The sequence below is a fragment of the Shinella sp. H4-D48 genome (genome assembly GCF_022637395.1).
Lineage (GTDB): Bacteria > Pseudomonadota > Alphaproteobacteria > Rhizobiales > Rhizobiaceae > Shinella > Shinella sedimenti.
Window position 1 is genome coordinate 162,013 of record NZ_CP093337.1, and the last position, 13,818, is coordinate 175,830.

Here is a 13,818-nt window from a genome sequence, read left to right on the forward strand (position 1 = left end):
GGCGCGCCTGCCTTTCAGGCGGTCTTGCCGTGATACTGCTCGTCCGTCACCTTCTCAAGCCATGTCACCGGCGAGCCGTTCTCGGCTTCGGCGATGGCGACGTGGGTCATGGCGGTCCTGTCTGTGGCGCCGTGCCAGTGTTTTTCACCCGGCGGAAACCACACGACATCGCCCGGGCGGATTTCCTCGATGGGCCCGCCCTCGCGCTGCGCCCAGCCGAGGCCGGCGGTAACGATCACGAGCTGGCCGAGGGGATGGGTGTGCCAGGCGGTGCGCGCGCCGGGTTCGAATGTCACGATCGCGCCGCCGGTGCGGCCCGGCGCCTCCGCCTTGAAGGGCGTGTCGAGGCGCACATTGCCGGTGAAGTAATCCGCCGGGCCCGATGTCGAGGGGCTGGTGCCGTTGCGTCTGATATCCATGACCGTCTCCGATTCGTTTGCAGCGATCCTACAGGCCCGACGTTTCGCGATCACTGGCGCGGTCGCCGCAGAGGCTCTATGAGGACGGCGACAGTTTAGAGGTGGGCGTGCAATGGGCAAGCGGATCGGGATCGTCGGCGGCGGGCCGGCCGGATTGATGGCGGCGGAGGTGCTGTCGGCGCGCGGCCACGCCGTCACCGTGCTGGAGGCCATGCCCACCATCGGGCGCAAATTCCTGCTTGCCGGTAAATCCGGCCTGAACCTAACCCATTCGGAGCCCTACGATCGCTTCGCCACCCGTTTCGGTGCCGCCAATGAGCGGCTACGGCCGGCGCTCGATGGCTTTACGCCTGAGGACGTGCGGGTCTGGGCGCAGGATCTCGGCACGGAAACCTTCGTGGGCACGTCCGGCCGTGTCTTTCCGAACGTGATGAAGGCCTCGCCGCTGCTGCGGGCCTGGCGCGCGCGTCTGGAGGCGCAAGGCGTTGCAATCCGTGTGCGCCATCGCTGGACGGGTTTCGCGCCAGGCGGCCTCTCGGTCGAGACACCAGAGGGGCCGCGGGCCATGGCCTTCGATGCGGTCCTTCTGGCACTTGGCGGGGCAAGCTGGCCGCGGCTCGGTTCGGATGCCGGCTGGGTCGATATGCTTGCCGCGAAGGGCGTGGCGATGGCGCCGTTCCGCCCGGCCAATTGCGGTTTCGACGTGGCCTGGTCGGCCTTCTTCACCGAGAAATTCGCCGGTGCGCCGGTCAAGGGCGTGACGGCGCAGTCGGCGGCCGGCACGATCCCGGGTGAGTTCGTGATTTCGAAGACGGGCGTCGAGGGCAGCCTGATCTATGCCCATGCGGCGGTGCTGCGCGATGCACTGGAGGAGACAGGGGCTGCAACGCTGATGCTCGATCTGGCGCCCGGCCGCAGCGCTGAGCGGCTTGAGGGCGATCTCGCGCGGCAAGGCGCCAAGGCGAGCTTCTCCAGCCGGTTGCGCAAGGCGGCGGGGCTGGACGGCGTGAAGGCCGCGCTTTTGCGCGAAGGCTTTGCCGATATCGCCACGCTACCGCCCGCCGCGCTGGCGGCCGCCATCAAGGCGGCGCCGGTGAAGCTGGTGCGGCCGCGCCCGATTGCCGAGGCGATCTCGTCGGCCGGCGGTGTCGCATTCGATGCAATCGACGCAGCCTTCATGCTCAGGGCGCTGCCGGGTGTTTTCGTCGCAGGCGAGATGCTGGACTGGGAGGCGCCGACGGGCGGCTATCTGCTGACCGCCTGCCTGGCAAGCGGGCGTGCGGCGGCAAATGGCTTGGATCGCTGGCTTTCGGACCTTCAGACCTTGCCGGAGGGTGTTCCTGCCTGATAGCGGGAGGGTTTCGGGACGCTTCGTGGCAATTTCGACGCATTGGATGTCGCGAACCGGAGGGATTCCTGAACGGAGGCGGCGTAGCTTCTGGCCATTCCAGGGGCTTGCGCTATCGCCAACCACCTGAAATATGCGCCAAGCCGTCGTTGCGGCCTCAGACAGGGGATTGCCGGGGCCTCGCGCGCCGGCCGAACATGAGAAAAGAACCGATGACCAGCCACGTCCTGACCGTTTCCTGCCAATCGACCCGCGGCATCGTCGCTGCGATCACCGGCTATCTCGCCGAGAAGGAATGCAACATCGTCGACAGTTCGCAGTTCGACGACCTGGAGACCGGCCTGTTCTTCATGCGCCTCACCTTCACCAACGAGGGCGATACGACGGAAGAAGACATCACGGCGGGCTTCGCGCCGGTCGCAAAGCCCTTCGACATGAACTACCAGTTCCATTCGAGCGAGGAGCGCATGAAGGTGCTGCTCATGGTCTCGCGCTTCGGCCACTGCCTCAACGACCTGCTCTACCGCTGGAAGATCGGCGCGCTGCCGATCGACATCGTCGGCGTCGTCTCCAACCACTTCGATTACCAGAAGGTCATCGTCAATCACGACCTGCCTTTCTACCACATCAAGGTGACGAAGGAGAACAAGCCGCAGGCCGAAGCCCGCCTCATGGAAGTGGTCGAGCAGTCCGGCGCCGAGCTCATCGTTCTCGCCCGCTACATGCAGGTCCTGTCGGATGCCGTCTGCAAGAAGATGTCGGGCCGCATCATCAACATCCACCACTCGTTCCTGCCGTCGTTCAAGGGCGCCAATCCCTACAAGCAGGCCTTCGAGCGCGGCGTGAAGCTGATCGGCGCGACGGCGCACTACGTCACCGAGGATCTCGATGAAGGTCCGATCATCGAGCAGGACGTCGCGCGCATCACGCACGCTCAGTCGGCGGAGGACTATGTCTCGATCGGCCGTGACGTGGAGAGCCAGGTTCTGGCGCGCGCCGTGCACGCCCATATCCATCACCGCGTCTTCATGAACGGCAACAAGACCATCGTCTTCCCGCCGAGCCCCGGTTCCTACGCCTCCGAGCGCATGGGTTGATCGAAACCATCAAACACGAAAAAGCCGGCGGAAACGCCGGCTTTTTTGTTGGTTTAAAGACCGAAGGCGTCCTTGAACTGGTACCACCAGGAACCGATGGTGGAATATTGCGCGCGGAACATGCGCCCACCGGGGAAGGGGACCCAGGGCAGCTTCTCGAACTGGTTGAAGCGCGACAGGTCCCCATGGATCGCTTCGCTCAGGATCTTGCCGAAGAGATGCGAGCCGGTGACGCCGTGGCCGCTATAGCCGTGGGCGAAATAGGTGTTCTTGCCGATCTTGCCCATCTGCGGCACGCGAGAGAAGGACAGCGCGAAGTTGCCGCTCCAGGCATAGTCGATCTTCACGCCCTTGAGCGACGGGAAGACCTTTTCCAGGTTCGGGCGGATCTTTGCGCGCACATCGGCGGGGTCGGTGCCGCCATAGACGGTGCCGCCGCCGAAGATCATGCGCTTGTCGGCCGACAGGCGGAAATAATCGAGGATGTAGCGCACGTCCTCCACGCACATGTCGGAGGGGATCAGCGCATCGGCGCGCTCGCCGAGTGGTTCGGTGGCGATCATCTGGGTCGAGACCGGCATGACGCGGGAGACGAGCTTCGGCACCACATGGCCGAGATAGGCATTGCCGCAGAGCACGGCGGTGTTGGCCGTCACGCTGCCCCTGGCCGTATGGATGACCGGCTTTTCCGCCTCGTGCTCGACGCGCACGACGGGCGACTGCTCGTAGATCACGCCGCCGAGCGATTCCAGTGCCGCCGCCTCGCCGAGCGTGAGGTTGAGCGGGTGCATGTGGCCGCCGGTCGTGTCCAGCATGCCGCCGATATAGGCGTCGGTGTTGACGAGCTTGCGCATCGCCGCCTTGTCGAGCATCTGGTGATCGTTCATCCCGTAGCTCGCCCACAGCGCCTTCTTGTGCTCCAGCTCCTTCATGTGGGCGGGCGTGTAGGCGGCGTAGATATTGCCGTCCTTCAGATCGCACTCGATGCCGTATTGCGAGACGATCCGGCGGATGATCTTTCCGCCCTCCTGCACGAGGCTGCCGACGAAGGCGCCCGCCTCGTCGCCGTAGCGCCGCTTGATCGTGTCGAGGCTGGCATTCAGGCCGTTGACGATCTGGCCGCCGTTGCGGCCGGACGCGCCCCAGCCGACGCCCGCACCTTCCACGACCACGACCTTGTAGCCTTTTTCCGCAAGGTGGATGGCGGTGGACAGGCCGGAATAACCCGCACCGAGCACGGCGACGTCCGCGGTCACGGCGCCTTCCAGCACCTTGGGTGTGCGGATGATGTTGCGCGAGGCGGCGTAATAGCTGTCGGGATAGGCGCCGTTGCCGGCATAGGACGCGGTGTTTGCCATCAGACGATTTCCAGGTAGGCGCTGAATTCGAAGTCGGTCACCTGTTCGGCGAAACCGGCGATCTCCTGCCGCTTACAGGCGATCAGCATGGAGCGGAGATCCTGGTCGAAGATCTCCGAGACGATCGAGCCATTCTCGAAGGCTGTCACGGCCGAACCCCATTCGGAGGGAATGCGCGGCAGCTGGGACTGGTAGGCCCGGCCCGAGACGGGTGCCGGCGGCTCCCACTTGTTGCGGATGCCAACGAGGGCGGCGCCAAGGATGCCGGCCATGACGAGATAGGGATTGGCGTCGGCGCCGGCCACGCGGTGTTCGATGCGCCGCGCCTTGTTGTTGCCGCCGGGAATGCGGATGGCGGCGGTGCGGTTCTCGTAGCCCCAGGAGATGGAGGTCGGCGCATGCGTGTCGGGGCGAAGACGGCGATAGGAGTTGAAATGCGGCGCAAAGAGCAGCGTCGATTCCGCCATGCCGCGCGTCAGGCCCGCCACGGCGTGTTTCATGATGTCCGAGCCTTCGGGCGTGCCGTCGTCGAAGACGTTGTTGCCCTCGGCGTCGACAAGGCTGAAATGCATGTGCATGCCGCTGCCCGAGCGCATGCCGTAGGGCTTGGCCATGAAGGTGGCGGCAAAGCCGTGCTTGCGCGCCACGCCCTTGATGATGCGCTTGAAGAACAGCGCATCGTCGGCTGCCTTCAGCGGATCGTCGGAATGGATGAGGTTGATCTCGAACTGGCCGATGCCGTTTTCGGCGACGGCCGAATCCGCCGGCACGTTCTGCCGTTCGCATTCCGCATAGACGTCCGAGAAGAACTGGCCGAAATCGTCGAGCTCGTCGATGGACAGGATCGCGTCGGAATCGAGCCGCTTGCCGGTATAGGGCGAGATCGGCGGCTCGGCGTGGTCGGGCTCGGCGTCGATCAGGTAGAATTCCATCTCGGAGGCGACGACGGGCTTGAGGCCCAGGTCGTGATACTGGCGCACGATATTGGCGAGCGCCTGGCGCGGATCGGCAAGGAAGGGCTCGCCGTTTTCCTTGAACAGCCACAACGGTACCACGGCGGACGGTTTCAGCGTCCAGCTCACCGGCAGCGCGCCGCGGCCGGTCGCCGCGCAGATGCCGTCCATGTCGCCCGAGGCGAAGACGTGGCTCGAGCCGACGATATCCTCGCCCCAGACATCGACGCCGACGATGGACAGCGGCATGCGGATGCCGCCCTTCAGCACCTTCTCGGCCTGTCCGACGGGAACACGCTTGCCGCGCAGAATGCCGTTGAGGTCGCAGACGACGGCCTGGATGCTCTCCACGCCATCGGCATCGATCAGCCATGCGGAATCTTCGCTCAAGGTCATGGTTCCCCTTCCGTATCACATAATTATTTTTGTGATCACATTTCCAAAATATGCACACTTTCTTGTCACGGGTCAAGCTGCTAGAAACTGTGACAAGGGATCGAACAGCACCCGGCAGCCTGGCACAGGAGGAATGGATTGGGCAACTTGGCGCTTGAGCCGCTGGACCGGCCGGACGGCATGACAACGCATGAATATGCGCACCGGCGCCTGCGCCAGGCGATCATGGTCGGCTCCATCCGGCCCGGCGAATCGCTGACGATACGAGGCATCGCCGAGGCCATGGAATCGAGCCCCACGCCGGTGCGCGAGGCGTTGCGCCGGCTGTCCTCGGAGGGGGCGTTGCGAGTGCTCGACAACCGGCGCATCATGGTGCCGCGCATGACGGCGGACCGGTTCAGCGAACTCGTCTCGCTGCGCGCGGTGCTCGAGCAGCATGCCGCCCGCCGCGCTGTGCCGCATATCACCGAACGCCGCATCGACCGGCTGGAGGAGATCGACAAGGCACAGGATGAGGCCATCGCCCGCAAGGACAACGGCACCGCGCTGCTGCTTAATCAGGAATTCCACCGCACGCTCTACACGGCCAATCCCGAGCAGGTGATCATGCCGATGGTGGAAAGCGTCTGGCTGCAACTCGGCCCCTTCCTCGGCATCGCCATGGAGCATGTCGCCCAGCTTTATTTCGTCGATCGTCATCAGGAGGCGATCGCGGCCCTGCGCAAGCGCGACGCCGACGGCGTGGCTGCGGCCATCAAGGCGGATATTTCCGAGGGCATCGGCGGTTTCGAGCGTTCCGCGATCGAAAACCTTCTTCGCCTTGCCGGGCAGTGAGCATTTGTATCGGGGCTATCCTTAAGAAGGGCTGACGCATGAAGACGGATGTCATCGTTCTCGGTGCGGGCGTGGTCGGCATTTCGACCGCGATCCATCTGGCGCGGCGCGGCAAGTCCGTGGTGCTGGTCGACCGGCGCGGCGCGGCGGAAGAGACCTCCTATGGCAATGCCGGGCTCATCCAGCGCGAGGGTGTTTTCCCCTACGGCTTCCCGCACGATTTCGGCGCGCTGTTCCGCTATGCGCTGAACAACACGATCGACGCGCATTACCATCTCTCGGCCATTCCGGGCATCATTCCGTTTCTCGCCCGTTACTGGTGGCATTCCGGCTTCCGCCAGCATCAGAGCATCGCCCATCTCTATGCGCCGTTGATCGAGAACTCGATTTCCGAACATGCCGACCTTATTGCCGCATCCGGTGCGGACGATCTCATCCGCAAGGATGGCTGGATGAAGGTGTTCCGTTCGGAGAAGGAGCGCGACAAGGCCTATGCGGATGCGGAAAAGCTCTCCGCGAATTTCGGCGTCAACCATCAGAAGCTGACGACGGCGGAAGTGGCGGCGGCCGAACCGTCCATCCGCGCCGATCTCACAGGCGGCCTGCGCTGGACCGATCCATGGTCGATCCTCGATCCGCAAGCTCTTCTGAAGCGCTATCTCGCCTATTTCCAGTCGCTGGGCGGGCAGCTGAAGGCGGGCGACGCCGCGACCATCGAACATGTGCTGGAAGGCGAAGGCTGGCGCATCGCCACACCGGACGGGCCTCTGGAGGGCAGGGAGGTCGTCGTGGCGCTCGGCCCGTGGGCCGATACGGTAACACGCAAGCTCGGCTATCGCTTCCCGCTCGCCGTCAAGCGTGGCTATCACATGCATTACGGCGCGCAGGAGGGGGCTACGCTCAACAACTGGGTGCTGGATGCCGAGCGCGGCTATTTCCTTGCGCCGATGAACCAAGGCATTCGCCTCACCACGGGTGCGGAATTCGCGCGGCGTGACACGCGCAAGACGCCGGTGCAGCTGCGCCGGGCCGAAAAGGTTGCGCGCGAGTTCTTTCCGCTTGCCGAACGTCGCGACGAGGAGCCGTGGATGGGCTCGCGTCCCTGCACCCCCGACATGATGCCCGTCATCGGCAAGGCTCCGCGCCATTCCGGCCTGTGGTTCGCCTTCGGCCACGCCCATCATGGCATGACGCTGGGGCCGATTACCGGCCGCGTGCTGGCCGAGAAGATGCTGGGCGAGCGCACGGTCATCAATATCGGCCCCTACCGGCCGGAGCGGTTCATCGCCTGAGGGTGCCTACCGCCTGATCCGCGTCGACAGGATGATCGACGACAGCGTGCGCTCCACACCCTCGATTTCACCGATCCGGTCGATCAGGTGGTCGAGTTCGGCAATCGATGCCGCCTCCACGACGGCGATGAGGTCGAAGCTGCCGCTGACCGAGTGCAACGTGCGCACGGCCGAGATGGCGTGCAGTTCCGTCGTGATGCGCGCCAGCGTCTTCGGCGCGATGGTGATGAGCACATGGGCCTTCACCATGCCGCTCTCATAGGCGTCGGAGAGTTTAACCCCATAGCCGGCGATCACGCCGTCCCGTTCGAGGCGGTCGATCTTCGCCTGTACGGTGGTGCGCGAAAGGCCGAGCCTGCGGGCGATGGTCGCGGTCTGCTCGCGGGCGTTCTCGCTGAGGATGGCGAGGAGTTCGCGGTCCTTGGCGCCTAGCGTCGAAATGCTCATCTTCACCGTCATTTTGCCGATACTGGTCATGTATTATGTCATGTATGGCGCTTTAAATCGACAGGTCTCACCTCCAAAATGCGTGCATCAGTTCATGCCGGAGGGAAATCACATGAAGGACATCGTCGTCATCGGCGCAGGCAAGATCGGCTCGACCATCGCGCGCATGCTGGCTCATAGCGGAGATTACCGCGTTACCGTCGCGGACCGGTCCGAGGAGCAGCTTGCCGCCATCGAGCGCCATTCCTCCGTATCGACCGCCGTTGTCGACATCGCCGACGCGGCCGCCATGAAAGCCCTTCTGGCCGGCAAGTTCGCCGTTCTCTCGGCTGCGCCCTATCACTTGACGGTCGCGATTGCCGAAGCTGCCGCCGCTGCCGGCGTGCACTATCTCGACCTGACCGAGGATGTCGAATCCACCCGCCAGGTCAAGCGCATCGCCGAAAACGCCAAGACGGCCTTCATTCCGCAGTGTGGTCTTGCGCCGGGCTTCATCTCCATCGTCGCCAACGATCTCGCCAGCCGCTTCGATACGCTCGAAAGCGTGCGCATGCGCGTTGGCGCTCTGCCGCAATACCCGTCCAACGCGCTGAACTATAACCTGACCTGGAGCACGGACGGGGTCATCAACGAATATATCGAGCCCTGCGAGGCCATCGTCGAAAGCGCGCTGATCGAAGTTCCGGCGCTGGAAGAGCGCGAGGAATTCTCGCTCGACGGCGTGACCTACGAAGCCTTCAACACGTCGGGCGGGCTGGGCACGCTCTGCGAGACGCTGAAGGGCAAGGTGCGCACGCTGAACTACAAGACGATCCGCTATCCCGGTCATGCCGCCATCATGAAGGCGCTCCTGAACGACCTCGGCCTGCGCCACCGCCGCGAAGTCCTCAAGGATATCTTCGAGAATGCACTGCCGACCACCACGCAGGATGTCGTCATCATCTTCGTAACGGTTTCCGGCCGCAAGGGCGGCCGCCTGATCCAGGAAACCTATGCCAACAAGGTCTACAGCGCGCCCATCGCCGGTGTCCTGCATTCCGCCATCCAGATCACCACGGCCGGTTCGATCTGCGCCGTGCTCGACATGCTCGCCGACGGAACGTTGCGCGCCGAGGGCTTTGTCCGCCAGGAAGAAATCGCACTCGACGCCTTCCTCGCCAACCGCTTCGGCCATCATTACGCGCAGGAGCAGCACGGCGCCCGCGCGGCCTGACCGGTAAAACCCATTGAGCGCCCCGACCGAAAGGCCGGGGCGTTTTCACGATCGTGGCTCGGCCGCGGGGAAGAGAGACGCCGCAAAGGCGCGAAACAACAAAAATGGGGCCTCTCGCGAGGCCCTTTTCTTTGTGCGTAAGGAGAGGTCCTGAGGCCGGCCCCTGGGGCCGGGTCAAGCTGCGTCTGCCGGCACGAAAAACCCGCCGCAGACGGGCTGCGGCGGGTCTCAGAAAGTCGATGAATGCGATTCAGGAAAGACGTGCGCAGGCGTCCGCGATGCGTTTCAGGGCTTCCTTGAGTTCCGCTTCCGACGTGGCGTAAGAGATGCGGAAATAGGGGGAGAGACCGAAGGCAGAGCCCGGCACGACGGCGACGTTTGCGTCTTCGAGGAGGTAATCCGTGAAGTCGCTGTCGGCGTCGATGCGCTTGCCCTTGGGCGTCGTCTTGCCGATCATGCCGGCGCAGCCGGAGAAGGTGTAGAAGGCGCCTTCGGGCGTGCGGCAGGCGAGACCGGGAATGGCGTTCAGCGCCGAGACGACGAGGTCACGACGGTGCTTAAAGCTGGCCTGGCGGTCCTTCAAAAACGCTTGAGGGCCGTTCAGCGCTTCCACCGAAGCCGCCTGGCTGACGGAGGAGGGGCAGGAGGTCGCCTGGCTCTGGATCACCGCCATGGCCTTGATCAGCGCCTTCGGGCCGCCGGCATAGCCGATGCGCCAGCCGGTCATCGCATAGGCCTTCGAGACGCCGTTGATGGTCAGTGTGCGGCTTTTCAGGCGCGGCACGATGGCAACGGGGGTCACGAATTTGAATCCATCGTAGACGATGTGTTCGTACATGTCGTCGACCATCAGCCAGACATGCGGGTGCTTCAAGAGCACGTCGAGCAGCGGGCGGTAGTCGGCTTCGCTGTAGGCGGCGCCCGAAGGGTTCGACGGCGAATTGAGCAGCACCCAGCGGGTCTTCGGGGTGATGGCCTTTTCCAGCTGTTCGGCCTTGAGGCGGAAGCCGGCTTCCGCGTCGCAGGGGATCAGCACCGGCACGCCGCCGCAGATTTCCACGATGTCGGAATAGGAGGTCCAATAGGGCGTGGGGATGATCACCTCGTCGCCCGGATTGACGCTCGCCATGAAGGCGTTGAACAGGATCTGCTTGGCGCCCGTCGCGACGGTGACTTCGTCGATTGCGTAGTCGACGTTGTTTTCGCGGCGGAATTTTTCGGAAATCGCCGTCTTCAGCGCCGGCGTGCCGTCGAGCGCCGTATATTTGGTGTCGCCACGGTCGATGGCGGCCTTGGCGGCTTCCTTGACGTTGTCGGGCGTATCGAAATCAGGCTCGCCGGCGCCGAGAATGATGACCGGCAGGCCTTCCTTCTTCATGGCAGCGGCGCGTGCGCCAATCTGCAGGATTTTCGACACGCCGATGGCGGCGATGCGCGAGGCGGGCTGAAAGCCCGCCTCCTCGATGTTGCTTGCGACGGTCATGGCGGCTTACTCGATATCGAAGGAGACGCCCTGGGCGAGCGGCAGGGCCTTCGAATAGTTCACCGTGTTGGTCGCGCGGCGCATATAGGCCTTCCACGCGTCCGAGCCGGATTCGCGGCCGCCGCCGGTTTCCTTCTCGCCGCCGAATGCGCCGCCGATCTCGGCGCCCGAGGTGCCGATATTGACATTGGCGATGCCGCAATCCGAGCCGTCGGCCGAGAGGAAGCGTTCGGCTTCCTGGACGTTGAGCGTGAAGATCGACGAGGAGAGACCGGCCGAGACAGCGTTGTGGTCATCCAGCACGGCGTCGAAGTCGGAATACTTCATGACGTAGAGGATCGGCGCGAAGGTCTCTTCGAGAACCGGGCCGGCCTGCTTGGGCATTTCGACGATGGCGGGCTTCACATAATAAGCCGTGTCCTTGCCGGCGTCGGCAACGCGTTCACCACCGGTAACGGAACCGCCTTCGGCCTTGGCCGCTTCCAGCGCCTTCTGCATGTTGTCGAAGGCCTGCTTGTCGACGAGCGGACCGACGAGGGCGGAGGTTTCCAGCGGGTTGCCGACCGAAACGCTCGTATAGGCCTTCTTCAGACGCGGCACGAGCTGGTCGTAGACGCTGTCATGCACGAAGAGGCGGCGCAGCGTCGTGCAGCGCTGGCCGGCGGTGCCCATTGCACCGAAGGCAATCGCGCGCAACGCCATGTCGAGATCGGCCGAGGGGCAGACGATGCCGGCATTGTTGCCGCCGAGTTCGAGGATCGAGCGGGCAAAACGCTTGGCGAGGCGGGGGCCGACTTCCTTGCCCATGCGGGTGGAGCCGGTGGCCGAGACGAGCGCGACCTTGTGGTTGTCGACGAGGGCTTCACCGATGGCGCGGTCGCCGATGAGAACCTGGCTGAGGTTCGCCGGCGCATCACCGAAGCGGGCGAGCGCGCGCTCCAGAATGGCCTGGCTGGCGAGTGCCGTCAGCGGAGTCTTTTCAGAGGGCTTCCAGACGATGGCGTTGCCAGCGACGAGCGCCAGAGCGGCGTTCCACGACCAGACAGCGACCGGGAAATTGAAGGCCGAGATGATGCCGACGACGCCGAGCGGATGCCAGGTTTCCATCATGCGATGGCCGGGGCGCTCGGTGGCGATCGTCAGACCGTAGAGCTGGCGGGAAAGACCGACGGCGAAATCGCAGATGTCGATCATTTCCTGCACTTCGCCGAGGCCTTCGGACGTGATCTTGCCGGCTTCGATGGAAACGAGACGGCCGAGGTCGCCCTTGGCGGCGCGCAGCTCTTCGCCAAGCAGGCGCACGAGTTCGCCGCGCTTGGGGGCCGGCACGAGGCGCCATTCCCTGAAGGCTTCGTGGGCGGCGTCGATGGCCTTGTCGGTCTCTGCGCCCGAAACGGTCTTCAGCTTGCCGATCTCTTCGCCGCTGACCGGGCTGTAGGAGGCCATGTCGCCACCCTGCCAGGCGCTACGGGCAACGCCCAGCTTGTCGAGAAGGGCTTCGGTTTCCTTTTTCACGTCGACTGTCGTCATGGGGTATCTCCCTGAGTTTCTTAGAAGGTGATAGCGCCGAGCGTTGCCGGCGAGGTGATTGTTTTCAGACCGGCCGCAAGTTCGCGGATCTTTTCCGGGGTGTATTGGTCGTAAAATACCTGGTTCTTGCGGCCGATGGCGTGTTCCGCGCTGAAGCTGCCGCCGAACTGCTCCACAGCGACTGAGAAGACCCAGGCGCGCAAATCCGCCTCGAAATCGGGATCGGCAATCCGCGGATCGTTCTTCGCGACGACGAGGTTGAAGTGCACGCCGCCATCGCCGATATGGCCGAAATCGCAGATGGTGACGTCCTCGAAATGCTCGGGCATTTGCACCTTCATATGGGCAAGGAACGGCATGATGTCACCCCGGCGGAAGGACAGATCGAAGGCGATCAATCGTCCGCTATGTTTCACACCTTCCGACAGCGCGTGGCGCAACGCCCATATTTCGTGTGGCGGGCCGACAAAGGCATCTGCGAGCGGCGCGTCGTCGCGCTCCCAGATGGTAGCAAGCACCTCTTCCAGCACCGCATCGAGCGGCTGTTCGCCCTCGCGCGGTGGGGTTGAGCGGGAGATTTCAGCGAGGATCACGAAATCCGGTACGATGCCGCCCTGGAAGGGATTGCGCAGCGAGGGGACGTGATCGAGTGCCGCGCTGATCGCGTTGTCGGACATGCCCTCGAAGGCCGAGAGGTAGCCGCCGAGCGCGTCTTCCATGGCCACCAGCAGCGTCGCGACCTGCTCGCGCGAGGAGGGCACCAGCAGGGCGGTTGCCGACTGCTTCGGCGCGGGCTCAAGGTTCAAGACGCATTCGGTGACAATGCCGAAGGCGCCCGAGGTGCCGATGAAGAGCTGCTTCCAGTCCACGCCCGTATTGTTCTTGCGCAGGTCTGATGAAAGGTCGAGCACGGTGCCGGCCTCGTCGGCGAGCACGATGGTTAGGCCGAGCGTGTTGCGGCGCACGTCGCCATAGCGCAGGAAACGCGAGCCGCCGGTATTCGTCGCGATCATGCCGCCGAGGCGGGGATCGGCGCCGAGGTCGATCGGGAAGAACAGGCCGGTGTCCTCGAGCTTGCCGTTGAGGTCGGAGAGGCGAAGGCCCGCGCCTGCCTTTACGGAACGGTTCACCCGGTCGAGCTCGAAGGGTGCCGTCAGGCGGTCCAGGCTCAGCACGCCCTGGCGGCCGCTGTCATCGGGTGTCGAGCCGGAGACAAGGCCGGTATTGCCGGATTGCGGGACAAGCGCGATGCCGTTCTGCACGCAATAGGCCACCACGGCGGAGGTCTCGGCGGTCGAGGCGGGGCGGGCGACAAAGGCGGCGCGTCCCTTGTCGTAGCGCGCGCCGGTCTCATAGGCCGCCATGTCGCCGGACGCGGTGAGAAGGCCCTTCTCGCCGAGCAGGTTTGTCAGGGCCTCGATATGGCGTGCTTCGATCATGCTGGTGTC

General features: G+C 64.3%; 12 protein-coding genes. 5 read left to right on the forward strand and 7 right to left on the reverse strand.

Going from position 1 to position 13,818, the window contains the following annotated elements:
• Window positions 1-14: 14 nt before the first annotated feature.
• Window positions 15-419: a cupin domain-containing protein gene (locus MNR02_RS00775; protein WP_241947737.1), complete on the reverse strand. Its 405-nt coding sequence runs from the start codon at window positions 417-419 to the stop codon at window positions 15-17.
• A 112-nt stretch (window positions 420-531) separates the two neighbouring features.
• Here MNR02_RS00775 and MNR02_RS00780 point away from each other — a divergent pair, with 112 nt between their 5' ends.
• Together MNR02_RS00780 and purU are read left to right on the forward strand one after the other, a co-directional pair.
• Window positions 532-1,767: a TIGR03862 family flavoprotein gene (locus MNR02_RS00780; protein ID WP_241947738.1), complete on the forward strand. Its 1,236-nt coding sequence runs from the start codon at window positions 532-534 to the stop codon at window positions 1,765-1,767.
• A gap of 212 nt (window positions 1,768-1,979) precedes the next feature.
• Window positions 1,980-2,864 (forward strand): formyltetrahydrofolate deformylase, encoded by an 885-nt coding sequence (gene purU, locus MNR02_RS00785; RefSeq protein ID WP_241947739.1) that lies wholly within the window; start codon window positions 1,980-1,982, stop codon window positions 2,862-2,864.
• 53 nt (window positions 2,865-2,917) lie between these two features.
• Here purU and MNR02_RS00790 read toward each other — a convergent pair whose 3' ends face one another.
• Both MNR02_RS00790 and MNR02_RS00795 read right to left on the reverse strand, forming a co-directional pair.
• Entirely contained in the window at window positions 2,918-4,222 is a 1,305-nt protein-coding gene (locus MNR02_RS00790; protein WP_241947740.1) for an FAD-binding oxidoreductase, read from the reverse strand.
• Window positions 4,222-5,571 carry a glutamine synthetase family protein gene (locus tag MNR02_RS00795; RefSeq protein WP_241947741.1) on the reverse strand — a complete coding sequence of 450 codons (1,350 nt, stop codon included), beginning with the start codon at window positions 5,569-5,571 and terminating at the stop codon, window positions 4,222-4,224. The genes MNR02_RS00790 and MNR02_RS00795 overlap by 1 nt, the downstream gene beginning before the upstream one ends.
• A gap of 138 nt (window positions 5,572-5,709) precedes the next feature.
• Between MNR02_RS00795 and MNR02_RS00800 the strand changes: the two genes are divergently transcribed.
• Window positions 5,710-6,405, forward strand: coding sequence for a GntR family transcriptional regulator (locus tag MNR02_RS00800; RefSeq protein ID WP_134648363.1), 696 nt, complete (start codon window positions 5,710-5,712; stop codon window positions 6,403-6,405).
• Window positions 6,406-6,443: 38 nt separating this feature from the next.
• Window positions 6,444-7,697, forward strand: coding sequence for an FAD-binding oxidoreductase (locus tag MNR02_RS00805; RefSeq protein WP_241947742.1), 1,254 nt, complete (start codon window positions 6,444-6,446; stop codon window positions 7,695-7,697).
• 6 nt (window positions 7,698-7,703) lie between these two features.
• Here the strand turns inward: MNR02_RS00805 and MNR02_RS00810 are convergent, their stop codons facing one another.
• Window positions 7,704-8,174 (reverse strand): Lrp/AsnC family transcriptional regulator, encoded by a 471-nt coding sequence (locus tag MNR02_RS00810; RefSeq protein WP_241947743.1) that lies wholly within the window; start codon window positions 8,172-8,174, stop codon window positions 7,704-7,706.
• An 82-nt stretch (window positions 8,175-8,256) separates the two neighbouring features.
• On the opposite strand from MNR02_RS00810, the gene MNR02_RS00815 reads away from it, so the two are divergent.
• The gene (locus MNR02_RS00815; protein WP_241947744.1) at window positions 8,257-9,357 is read left to right on the forward strand and encodes a saccharopine dehydrogenase family protein; all 1,101 of its coding nucleotides are present in this window, start codon (window positions 8,257-8,259) and stop codon (window positions 9,355-9,357) included.
• Window positions 9,358-9,607: 250 nt separating this feature from the next.
• On the opposite strand, the gene MNR02_RS00820 is transcribed toward MNR02_RS00815, so the two are convergent.
• The 3 genes from MNR02_RS00820 to MNR02_RS00830 are packed head-to-tail and all read right to left on the reverse strand — an operon-like array spanning window position 9,608 to window position 13,809.
• Window positions 9,608-10,840, reverse strand: a complete 1,233-nt coding sequence (locus MNR02_RS00820; RefSeq protein ID WP_241947745.1) for a pyridoxal phosphate-dependent aminotransferase — start codon at window positions 10,838-10,840, stop codon at window positions 9,608-9,610.
• A 6-nt stretch (window positions 10,841-10,846) separates the two neighbouring features.
• The gene (locus MNR02_RS00825; RefSeq protein WP_241947746.1) at window positions 10,847-12,370 is read right to left on the reverse strand and encodes an aldehyde dehydrogenase family protein; all 1,524 of its coding nucleotides are present in this window, start codon (window positions 12,368-12,370) and stop codon (window positions 10,847-10,849) included.
• A 20-nt stretch (window positions 12,371-12,390) separates the two neighbouring features.
• Window positions 12,391-13,809, reverse strand: coding sequence for an FAD-binding oxidoreductase (locus MNR02_RS00830; protein WP_241947747.1), 1,419 nt, complete (start codon window positions 13,807-13,809; stop codon window positions 12,391-12,393).
• Between the last annotated feature and the right edge of the window lie 9 nt (window positions 13,810-13,818).